A 7,640-nucleotide genomic window follows, 5' to 3' on the forward strand; every position below is an offset into this window, starting at 1 on the left:
CCACCCCCTGGATGGAGTAACCGCACATGTTGAAAAGCAACGGCGAGCGCCTGTGGGCGAGCCTGATGGCCATGGCCGAAGTCGGCGCCACCGCCCGTGGTGGTAGTTGCCGCCTGGCCTTGAGCGACGAAGACAAAGCCGGCCGTGAACTGTTCCAGGCCTGGTGCCGCGAGGCGGGCCTGAGCCTGTCGGTGGACGCCATCGGCAACCTGTTCGCCCGCCGCGCCGGTAGCGACCCCGAGGCCGCGCCGGTGATGATGGGCAGCCACCTGGATACCCAACCTGAAGGCGGCCGCTTCGATGGTGTCTACGGTGTGCTGGCCGGGCTTGAGGTGGTGCGCCGCCTCAATGACCTCGGCATCCGCACCCACAAGCCCTTGGAGATCGCGGTCTGGACCAACGAAGAAGGCGCGCGCTTCACCCCGGCGATGTTCGGCTCGGCGGTGTTCACCGGCACCCTGGCGCTGGAGCAAGCCCTGGCCATTTGCGATGCCAATGGCATCAGCGTCGCCGACGAACTGCAGCGCACCGGCTACGCCGGCCAACGCCCGCTGGGCGGCGCGGTCGATGCCTATTTCGAGGCGCATATCGAACAGGGGCCGATCCTTGAAGACAACGCCAAGAGCATCGGCGTGGTCAGCGGCGGCCAGGCCATTCGTTGGCTCGATGTCACCGTCGAGGGCATGGCCGCACATGCCGGCACCACGCCGATGAAGCTGCGCAAGGATGCCCTCTATGGCGCCACACGAATGATCCAGGTGGTCGAGCAACTGGCGGCCGACTTCGCCCCTGAAGGCCTGACCACAGTCGGTGAGCTGGCCATTGCCAAGTCCTCGCGCAACACCATTCCTGGCGTGGTCAAGTTCACCGTCGATTTGCGTCATCACCGCGATGAAGCCATCGAAGCCATGGAACGCAGCCTTGGCCAGCAGCTACAGGCCATCGCCGCACAGCGCGGCCTGAACGTGCGTATCGAGCGCCACTGGGTCAGCCCCGCCACGCCGTTCGACGGCGCCTGTGTGGCAGCGGTACAGCACGCGGTCGATGGCCTGGGCTATGCCCAACAATCCATCGTCAGCGGCGCAGGCCATGACGCCATTCTGCTGGCCCGTTACTGCCCGACGGCGATGGTGTTCATTCCTTGCGTGGGCGGCTTGAGCCACAACGAAGCCGAAGACGTATTGCCCGACGATGCCCGCCAAGGCGTCGATGTACTGCTCAACGCCGTGCTGGCCCGCGCCGGTCAAGTCGAACCAGGAGAGTTCTGATGCGCTGCTATTTCCATCCCGAGCAATTGCTGCACCATCCGCGCAGCTACTACTCACGCGGCGCCATGCGCACCCCGCAGGAAGTCCCCGAGCGCGCCCAGCGCCTGTTGCAGGCAGCCAAGGACCTGGGCTTCGACATCCGTCAACCTGCAGATGCCGGCCTGGCGCCGTTGCAAGCGGTGCATGGCACGGCTTATCTGGCGTTTCTTGAAGAAGCTCATGCGCGCTGGAAAGAGGTGCCCGAGGATTGGGGCGATGAAGTCATGTCGAACATCTTCGTTCGCGAGCCCAACGCCCTGCGCGGCATCCTCGCCCAGGCCGGCCGTTATCTGGCCGACGGCAGCTGCCCGGTCGGCGAGCACACCTGGCGCTCGGCCTACTGGTCGGCGCAAAGCGCGGTAGCAGCGGCCCAGGCCCTGCTCGACGGCGAGCCAGCGGCCTATGCCCTGTGCCGTCCACCGGGGCATCACGCCCGCTACGATGCCGCGGGCGGCTTCTGCTACGTGAACAACGCCGCCGTCGCTGCGCAGGTGCTGCGTAGCCGCTACAGCCGCGTGGCGATTGTCGATACCGACATGCACCATGGCCAAGGCATTCAGGAGATCTTCTACGCGCGCAATGATGTGCTGTACGTCTCCACCCATGGCGACCCCACCAACTTCTACCCAGGCGTGGCCGGCTTTGCCGATGAACGCGGCGCCGGTGCAGGGGAGGGCTACAACCTTAACCTGCCGATGCCGCATGGGGCCAGTGAAGCGGACTTCATGAGCCAGCTGGAGATTGCCCTGGATGCCGTGAAGGACTTTGCTGCCGAGGTGCTGGTGCTGTCGCTAGGCTTCGACATCTATGAGCTCGACCCGCAGAGCAAGGTGGCCGTGACCCGTGAAGGGTTCGCCGCATTGGGCGAGCGGATCCGTGGGTTGCGGCTGCCGTGCCTGATCGTGCAGGAGGGGGGCTATCACCTGGAGAGCCTGGAGGCCAATGCGCAGGCATTCTTCGCTGACAAGCAAGATTGGCGTTAATTTGCGCTGCTAATGGCGACCTCATCGCGGGGCAAGCCCGTTCCTGCATGCCTTGCGCCGTTGCTGAAATCGGCGCAGGACCTGTAGGAGCGGGCTTGCCCCGCGATGAGGCCAGCACTGAAAAACTACAGACCGCTCCTGCGCACATGCTTGACCAGCACCTTCTCCAGCAACTCCCACATCGCCGGATCGGTACTGAACGCCACGTTGAAGCGCATCCAGCCGGTCGCCTGGGCATCGACCATGAATAGCTGCCCAGGCCCGAGCATGATGCCTTGCTCCAGGGCATCGTCCAGCAGCGCGGCGCTGTCGGGCAGAGCCGGGTGGCGGGTCCAGACGTACATGCCTTCATCGGACTCGATGAACAGTTCGAAGCCCAGCCGGTGCAGATGCCGGCCAACTTCCTGGTGCGCCTCGGCCAGGCGCTGGCGCAGGCGCTTGAGGTGCTTGCGCCAGCGCCCGTCGATGATCGCGGCATAGACCACGCGCTCCATCACCTGCGAGGTGGTCAGGCCCGAGCGCATCTTCAGGTGCAGCAACTGCTGCATCAGCTCGGGGTTGGCGACCAGGTAGCCGACCCGCACATTGGGCGAGATGCTTTTCGAGTAACTGCCCACGTAGACCACCTGTTGCAGATGATCGAGGCTGGCCAGGCAGGGCTGCGGTTCGGCGACCATGTCGGCGTACAGGTTGTTTTCCACCAGACGGAAACCGTGCTGGGAAGACAACTGCAACAGGCGGTGCAGCTGTGGCAATGGGGTGCGCGAGCAGGTCGGGCTGTGCAGGTGCGGCTGGGTGAAGAAGGCGGTTGGGCGGTGATGCGCCAGCAGCCGTTCGAGCTGGTCGAGGTCGTAGCCGGCCGGGGTGCGCGGCACGCCGACCAGGGTTGCGCCCTGAAAGCGCAGGATGCTCATCAGGTTGGGGTAGCCGGGATCGTCCACCAGCACCACGTCACCTGGGCGCACCAGGGTGCGCACGGCCAGGTCCAGCGCCTGGCTGGCGCCGTGGGTGAGCATCAGTTGCGCCGGGTTGGCGACGATCGACAGTTCCTGTTGCAGGTTCTGCGCGGTCAGTGCGCGCAGTTCCGGCAGGCCCATCGGGTCGCCGTAGCCGGACAACTCCAGGGGGCTGCCGGCGACCTGGCGCATGCCGCGGCGCAGGCCGTCTTCGTACATCCAGTCGTTGGGCAGCCAGCCGCAACCGGGCTTGAACGGCAATTGGCGGGTTTCGAAGATCTGTTGCAGGTACCACTCGGAGTTGAACGATGGTCGAGTGGTGTCGGCTCCCTGATTCTGACTATCCAGCAACTCGCCTGCTGCGCGATTGACGAAGAACCCCGCGTTGCCGCGGCTGACCAGCAGCCCTTGGGCGACCAGACGGTCATAGGCTTCGACCACGGTAAAGGTGCTCACCGAGTAGGTCGCGGCAAAGGCGCGGATAGACGGGACCTTGGCGCCGGGCTTGAGGGTCTGGTTGTCGATCAGCTCGCGTAACCCGTCGATGATCTGGTTGACCAGCGGGGTGGAGGAGTCTGGATGTAGTACGAGCATTGGGCTGCCTTCAGGTGTGCATAACGCCAAGCGCCTGCAGGGTGTCGCGGGTGTATTGCATCGACGGCCTGTACAGTGCAGTGCGACTTTCATGCCACTGTGCATGGCTCTCTGTGTCCGACATTTTTACATTAGGTGTCTGAGATCGCCAGACACCTTTTGCAGTGCAGGCACACCAGCGTCATGAACAATCATAATTTTGCTGCTTTTTCGTCGAGGCTCGCCTCGCATCATCTTTTCGCCAAGTCGAATGGGCTGGAGTCTAGCCGCCGTTCGGCTTGCGCACGCGTGATCAACCGGTTCAGTTCGTCCGGGGGCCAGCCCTCGAACGCGTAAGCAGGCCGCCATGGATGGCCTGCGTGTGCCGTGTGCACACCTCCTGCCCGCATTAGCACTGATGTACAGGTGAAACCGCTAGCCATCGGGGTTTCACGGATTTCCTTGGATAAAAAGAAGCACGGGGTACACAACTGATGGACGCAACATCCACATCCACCGCATCCGCCAAAGGGGCGCCGGAGAGCAAGCTCAACGCTTCGCTCAAGTCGCGCCACCTGACGATGATGTCGATCGCCGGGGTTATCGGCGGCGCACTGTTCGTCGGCTCCGGCAGCGTGATCCACAGCGCCGGTCCCGCCGCTGTCCTGGCCTATCTGGCCGGCGGCATCCTGGTGGTGCTGATCATGCGCATGCTCGGCGAGATGGCGACGTCCTCGCCGGACACCGGCTCGTTCTCGACCTACGCCGACCGCGCCATTGGTCGCTGGGCAGGTTTCACCATCGGCTGGTTGTATTGGTGGTACTGGGTCATCCTGATGGCCTGGGAAGCTTATGTGGCGGGCAAGATCCTGCATGGTTTCTTCCCAAGTGTGAGCGTCAACGTGTTCGTCCTGGCCACCACCTTGGTGCTGATCACGGTCAACTTCTTCAACGTCAAGCACTACGGTGAGTTCGAGTTCTGGTTCGCCTTGATCAAGGTGATCGCAATCGTCTGCTTCTTGATCGTCTGCGGCGCGGCAGTGCTGAACATCTGGCAGTTCGGTGAAGTGCGCGGCATGACCCACTTGACTGCCGAAGGCTTCATGCCCAATGGCATCACCACGGTCATTGGTGCGTTGCTGGGGGTGATGTTCGCCTTCCTCGGTGCGGAAATCGTCACCATCGCCGCCTCCGAGTCCAAGGACCCAGCCGGGCAGATCGTCAAGGCCACCAACTCGGTGGTATGGCGTGTGTGCCTGTTCTACGTAGGTTCGATCTTCCTGATCGTCTGCCTGGTACCGTGGAACGACCCGCACCTGGGCGAGTCGGGTTATGGCGCCTACCGCCGGACCCTGGAGCTGCTGGGCGTGCCTTACGCTGAGCTGCTGATGAACTTCGTGGTGCTGACCTCGGTGAGCAGTTGCCTGATCTCCGGTCACTACACGGCCTCGCGCATGCTGTTTTCGCTGGCCCAGCGTGGCGATGCGCCGTCGTTCTTCAAGATCACCCGCGCCGGTACCGGTGTGCCGGTCTTTGCCATCATTGGCTCGTGCGCAGTGGCGGTCGTCTGTGCGCTGATCAACTTCAGCGAGACCCTGCGCCCGAAAGACGTGCTGGAAACGCTGATGAACACCACCGGCATGATCGCCTTGCTGGTGTACCTGGTGATTGCCTTCTCGCAGCTGCGCATGCGCCGCAAGCTGATTGCCGAAGGCAAGGAGATCCGCCTGCAGATGTGGCTGTTCCCGTGGCTGACCTACCTGGTGATCGCCTTCATCGTGGCCGCCTTGGTGACCATGGCGTTCATGCCTGACTACCAGATCCTGGTGATCTCCACCGGTATCGCCGCTGCGGTGGTGGTGGCGATGGGTGTGGTGCATCAGATGCGCACCGCCAACAAGCACTAAGCGGCTCGTTGGTTGACGTCGGCCGGTTCCCGCAAGGGGCCGGCCGCGTTTGTTTGTGGACGCTAATTGTGTGGGTGTTCAGGGCCTGACTGGTCAAAGCGCAGCTGCTGGCCGGCGTTCAGGTGCAGGCGTTGGCCAGCGCTGTCGAGTTCGGCGCTTCCGTCGAGCAGGGTGATGTGTGAACGCTTGGCATCGCGCTCGAGCTTGAGGTTAGCGTTTTGTGTGGCGAGGGTGCCGTGCTCGGTGATGAGCGTGAAAGGTCGGCTATCGGTTGCAGAAACGTGCAGTGACAGGCTGCCTTGCAACATTGTCAGACGGCGTTGCACCGGGTCGAATTCGATGTCTACCGCGCTGTCCGCCGCCAGGTGCAACAGGCTGCCGTCTTCCAGTTGGCGGGTCAGTTGCTGGTCGTTGCTGGTACGCAGGTCAGCCAGTTCGAAGGGTTGGTTCATCCATGGCGAGCCGAGCAGGGCGGCCGCGCCGATCAGGGCGAGGATGGCCAGGGGCAGGGCTAGGCGTTGCTTGCTGATCATGGGGGGCGGTGGTCCTGGGTTTTGAGCATTGACCTGAAAGCGGCGCTGGCAGTTCCGGCCTGATCGCGGGGCAAGCCCGCTCCCACGCAGTCGGCTAGGAGGCCGGGCTAACGTGGGCTGCCCCGCGAAGCGGGCGTATATGGCTTATGCTAGACGCATTGTCCGCCTAAGGAGTTCGCCATGGCCTGGTCCGCCAACCAATATTCCCTGTTCGAAGACGAACGTACCCGCGCCGTGCGCGACTTGCTGGCCGCAGTCCCTCCTTGTTCGGTTCACCATGCCACTGATTTGGGCTGCGGGCCGGGCAATTCCACCGAAGTGTTGTTGCAGCGCTACCCCGATGCCCAGGTCCTGGCGCTGGACAGTGATCCAGACATGATCGCCAAGGCCAAGGAGCGCCCACGCCTGGGCGTGCCGCGCGTGCGCTGCGAGATCGGCGACATTGCCAGTTGGACTGCCTCCAAGCCCCAGGAACTGATCCTCGCCAATGCCTCGCTGCAGTGGGTGCCAGACCATGGCGCGCTCTATCCGCACCTGATCCGGCAGTTGAGCGAAGGCGGCAGCCTGGCCGTGCAGACCCCGGATAACCTCGACCAACCGGCCCATCGCCAGCTGCGCGAGATCGCCAGCCGTGGCCCGTGGGCGGACAAGTTCGCCGACTTCGCGCTGCCGCCGCGGCACAACGCGGGCTTTTACTACGACTTGCTGAGCCCGCTGTGCGCGCGGGTGGATGTCTGGCGCACCACCTATCACCATCCGCTGGCAGGCGGTGCAGAAGCGGTGGTGGAGTGGTTCAAGGGCTCGGCCTTGCGTCCGTACCTGGCGCGGTTGGACGAGGCTGAACAGAAGGACTTCTTGCAGCTATACCTACAGGCCATGCAAAAGGACTATCCGCCAGCGACCGATGGCAAGGTGCTGCTGGCATTCCCGCGTTTGTTCGTGGTCGCTACCCGCTAGCGGCGCCAGCGCCAGATGACGTAGCCGTACACGCCCAGGTTGAGCAGCAGGACGATCAGGCCGAGGCCGATCTGGATTTGCGGTGTCAGTCCGGCGGGGTAGATCAGTGGCCAGATGTAGTGCTCGATGAAGCCGCCTTGGTAGCCGGCGTCGCCTGCGGCGGCGCGCATGCGGTTTTCCCAGTCGGTCAGCGGGCATTCCAGGTGCAGGCATTCCACGGCCAGGCCCCAGGCTACGGCGGGCAGGTGGATCAGCAGGGCAGCGCGCCATTTGAGCACCAGCAGGCCGCCGAACAACACCAGCAGGATGAAGGCTAGATGCAGCAGGACCAAGGTGTCGGCGCTTAAGCGATAGAGCATGGGATGGGGTCTTGATTGGCGAGTGGATCGCTAGCATAGGCTGTTTGCTAGAGCGCCTGTACCGG

The 7,640-nt window shown here is 63.7% G+C and carries 7 protein-coding genes; 4 read left to right on the forward strand and 3 right to left on the reverse strand.

The genetic code is table 11. The features are described 5' to 3' along the window. Positions 1 to 26 precede the first annotated feature (26 nt). Complete coding sequence (locus ACI2JX_RS06040; RefSeq protein ID WP_404689629.1) at positions 27 to 1,268, forward strand: Zn-dependent hydrolase; 1,242 nt, start codon at positions 27 to 29, stop codon at positions 1,266 to 1,268. Next, positions 1,268 to 2,290, forward strand: a complete 1,023-nt coding sequence (locus ACI2JX_RS06045; protein ID WP_404689630.1) for a histone deacetylase family protein — start codon at positions 1,268 to 1,270, stop codon at positions 2,288 to 2,290. Before ACI2JX_RS06040 ends, ACI2JX_RS06045 begins: the two co-directional genes overlap by 1 nt. Positions 2,291 to 2,415: 125 nt before the next feature. On the opposite strand, the gene ACI2JX_RS06050 is transcribed toward ACI2JX_RS06045, so the two are convergent. Next, a complete protein-coding gene (locus tag ACI2JX_RS06050) occupies positions 2,416 to 3,840 on the reverse strand; it encodes a PLP-dependent aminotransferase family protein (protein ID WP_264236001.1) in 1,425 nt (474 codons plus the stop codon). Between the two features lie 473 nt (positions 3,841 to 4,313). Between ACI2JX_RS06050 and ACI2JX_RS06055 the strand changes: the two genes are divergently transcribed. After that, on the forward strand, positions 4,314 to 5,726 hold the full coding sequence (locus ACI2JX_RS06055) for an amino acid permease (RefSeq protein WP_264236002.1): 1,413 nt from the start codon (positions 4,314 to 4,316) through the stop codon (positions 5,724 to 5,726). A 62-nt stretch (positions 5,727 to 5,788) separates the two neighbouring features. On the opposite strand, the gene ACI2JX_RS06060 is transcribed toward ACI2JX_RS06055, so the two are convergent. Then, positions 5,789 to 6,259 carry a FecR domain-containing protein gene (locus tag ACI2JX_RS06060; RefSeq protein WP_404689631.1) on the reverse strand — a complete coding sequence of 157 codons (471 nt, stop codon included), beginning with the start codon at positions 6,257 to 6,259 and terminating at the stop codon, positions 5,789 to 5,791. A 180-nt stretch (positions 6,260 to 6,439) separates the two neighbouring features. Between ACI2JX_RS06060 and tam the strand changes: the two genes are divergently transcribed. Beyond that, complete coding sequence (gene tam, locus ACI2JX_RS06065) at positions 6,440 to 7,216, forward strand: trans-aconitate 2-methyltransferase (RefSeq protein WP_404689632.1); 777 nt, start codon at positions 6,440 to 6,442, stop codon at positions 7,214 to 7,216. Here the strand turns inward: tam and ACI2JX_RS06070 are convergent. Then, on the reverse strand, positions 7,213 to 7,575 hold the full coding sequence (locus ACI2JX_RS06070) for a DUF2784 domain-containing protein (protein ID WP_186553580.1): 363 nt from the start codon (positions 7,573 to 7,575) through the stop codon (positions 7,213 to 7,215). The two genes, tam and ACI2JX_RS06070, sit on opposite strands and share 4 nt — an antisense overlap. Between the last annotated feature and the right edge of the window lie 65 nt (positions 7,576 to 7,640).

It is taken from the genome of Pseudomonas sp. NPDC088890 (genome assembly GCF_044900155.1).
GTDB lineage: Bacteria > Pseudomonadota > Gammaproteobacteria > Pseudomonadales > Pseudomonadaceae > Aquipseudomonas > Aquipseudomonas urmiensis.

Excerpts from the sequence above, each read along its gene's own strand:
- ACI2JX_RS06060 (WP_404689631.1), bottom strand. The coding sequence starts at position 6,259 with ATGATCAGCAAGCAACGCCTAGCCCTGCCCCTGGCCATCCTCGCCCTG.
- tam (WP_404689632.1), top strand. The coding sequence starts at position 6,440 with ATGGCCTGGTCCGCCAACCAATATTCCCTGTTCGAAGACGAACGTACC.
- ACI2JX_RS06040 (WP_404689629.1), top strand. The coding sequence starts at position 27 with ATGTTGAAAAGCAACGGCGAGCGCCTGTGGGCGAGCCTGATGGCCATG.
- ACI2JX_RS06050 (WP_264236001.1), bottom strand. The coding sequence starts at position 3,840 with ATGCTCGTACTACATCCAGACTCCTCCACCCCGCTGGTCAACCAGATC.
- ACI2JX_RS06055 (WP_264236002.1), top strand. The coding sequence starts at position 4,314 with ATGGACGCAACATCCACATCCACCGCATCCGCCAAAGGGGCGCCGGAG.
- ACI2JX_RS06070 (WP_186553580.1), bottom strand. The coding sequence starts at position 7,575 with ATGCTCTATCGCTTAAGCGCCGACACCTTGGTCCTGCTGCATCTAGCC.
- ACI2JX_RS06045 (WP_404689630.1), top strand. The coding sequence starts at position 1,268 with ATGCGCTGCTATTTCCATCCCGAGCAATTGCTGCACCATCCGCGCAGC.